The organism is Moorena sp. SIO2C4 (assembly GCF_010672485.1).
GTDB classification, from domain to species: domain Bacteria; phylum Cyanobacteriota; class Cyanobacteriia; order Cyanobacteriales; family Coleofasciculaceae; genus Moorena; species Moorena producens.
Map to the genome: position 1 here is coordinate 1 of NZ_JAAHGN010001321.1, position 1,744 is coordinate 1,744.

Sequence of the window (1,744 nt, forward strand, 5' to 3'; positions counted from 1 at the left end):
TTATAGCGCTACGCCCAAGGCAATAGGCAATAGGAAACGGGAGCATGTAACCTTTGTAATTATGTATATAGATCCCCCCTAACCCCCCTTAAAAAAGGGGGGAATTAGATTCAAAAGTCCCCCTTACTAAGGGGGATTTAGGGGGATCTGAATCAGGGATTAACAAAACTGACATGCTCCCATAGGCAACAGCCCAGTAGGGTGCCTGAAATAACGCATCCTACTGATAATTAAATATATGGTTTCTTATAGCTTATGAGGTACACAGGATTTTTTAGCTATTACCTATTACCTATTACCTCTTACCTATTACCTATTACCTCTTACCTATTACCTATTACCTCTTACCTCTTACCTATTACCTATTACCTCTTACCTATTACCTATTACCTATTACCTATTATCTCTTACCTCTTACCTCTTACCTCTTACCTCTTACCTCTTACCTACTCCCTACTCCCTACTCCCTTTATTATTTAATTAATTAACTATAATGAATAAATCTCCAGAAGCTCCCCGTAAAATTACTAATCAAGCGCCAGTTTTATTTATTCCTAATGTCTTGGATCGGGTGTTTTGTCAAACCCTAATTAATGTTTGGGAAACTGAAGGCAATCAAGAGTCCTATTCAATGATTGAGCATAAGGGAGAATTGACTCCCATTGAGGACGATGATTATAAAAGACGGAGAGACCATTTTCTTCAAGAAGGGGAAACCCATCAACGTTTAAGATATTTCATCCGTCAACAGGTTCGCCCTGCAATCAAGAAAGCTTTTCATTTTGAAATTACTCGATTTGAGAGTTTTCGGATTGGTTGCTATGATGCTAATACTGGGGGATATTTTCGACCCCATCGGGATGATGCTACGGAAGGAACTGCCTACCGTCGCTTTGCTATGACTATTAATTTGAATGTGGAAAACTATGAAGGGGGCTATTTAAGATTTCCAGAATACGGATTAGATTTATATCAGCCGGAAACAGGCAGTGCTTTGATTTTTTCCTGTTCCCTGCTTCACGAGGTTACAGATGTTATTAAAGGACGACGGTTTGCTCTGCTGTCATTTTTCCATGGTGAACATGAGGCACAGTTGGTTGAGGAGTACAATCGGCGTGTGATGGTTAGTTAGCGAGCATTATACAGCGGTTTGCAATTGGGTGAGGTGCAAATTATTGGGTTTTAGGGAACAGGGAACAGGGAACAGGGAACAGGGAACAGGAAAAAAATCCTGTCTACCTTATAGTTATGAAAAACGCTGAGAACTGTTCGCGTAGCGTGCGCGTAGCGCTTAAGCTGAATGCTTACAACCATTAATCAATGTCTCCCAAGACTTCATCGAGGGAGTAGGTTTCATGATTGGTTATTTGTTCAAGGGATATTTGTAGACTTTCCCTCATTCCAGGGATGGAAAGTAATTCTAATGTTTCTTGTAAGCTTTCATAGTTTTTTCGAGAGATTAAAACAGCAGAGCCATTAGAAACCTCTATTTCATAAACTTTGTTTTCTTCTGTGACTGATTCAACTAGGTTAATTAACTCTTTTTGGGTAGCAGTAACCGTCAGCTTTTCCATTTTATTGATTACCTCTTTTTGTTATTATAGCAGTTTTGAATTCGGTAGATAAGGAATGTATTCGTCTGATCATATTTAGGAATCCCGTAAGCATTCATCCGTCAGAAATGGAACGGGCAAGATGCCCATTCCACCAACATCCCCATTCCACCAACATCCCCATTCCACCA

Annotated in this window: 4 protein-coding genes; 2 read left to right on the plus strand and 2 right to left on the minus strand. The window is 39.9% G+C overall.

Going from position 1 to position 1,744, the window contains the following annotated elements; all coding sequences use genetic code 11:
- Positions 1-255: 255 nt before the first annotated feature.
- The gene (locus F6K20_RS37075; RefSeq protein ID WP_287298207.1) at positions 256-480 is read left to right on the plus strand and encodes a hypothetical protein; all 225 of its coding nucleotides are present in this window, start codon (positions 256-258) and stop codon (positions 478-480) included.
- 13 nt (positions 481-493) lie between these two features.
- A complete protein-coding gene (locus F6K20_RS37080; RefSeq protein ID WP_287265391.1) occupies positions 494-1,132 on the plus strand; it encodes a 2OG-Fe(II) oxygenase family protein in 639 nt (212 codons plus the stop codon).
- A gap of 50 nt (positions 1,133-1,182) precedes the next feature.
- Here F6K20_RS37080 and F6K20_RS37085 read toward each other — a convergent pair whose 3' ends face one another.
- Positions 1,183-1,314 (minus strand): hypothetical protein, encoded by a 132-nt coding sequence (locus tag F6K20_RS37085; protein WP_287265390.1) that lies wholly within the window; start codon positions 1,312-1,314, stop codon positions 1,183-1,185.
- Complete coding sequence (locus F6K20_RS37090) at positions 1,314-1,574, minus strand: type II toxin-antitoxin system Phd/YefM family antitoxin (protein WP_287265388.1); 261 nt, start codon at positions 1,572-1,574, stop codon at positions 1,314-1,316. The genes F6K20_RS37085 and F6K20_RS37090 overlap by 1 nt, the downstream gene beginning before the upstream one ends.
- Positions 1,575-1,744 lie beyond the last annotated feature (170 nt).

Excerpts from the sequence above, each read along its gene's own strand:
- F6K20_RS37075 (WP_287298207.1), top strand. The coding sequence starts at position 256 with ATGAGGTACACAGGATTTTTTAGCTATTACCTATTACCTATTACCTCT.
- F6K20_RS37080 (WP_287265391.1), top strand. The coding sequence starts at position 494 with ATGAATAAATCTCCAGAAGCTCCCCGTAAAATTACTAATCAAGCGCCA.
- F6K20_RS37085 (WP_287265390.1), bottom strand. The coding sequence starts at position 1,314 with ATGGTTGTAAGCATTCAGCTTAAGCGCTACGCGCACGCTACGCGAACA.
- F6K20_RS37090 (WP_287265388.1), bottom strand. The coding sequence starts at position 1,574 with ATGGAAAAGCTGACGGTTACTGCTACCCAAAAAGAGTTAATTAACCTA.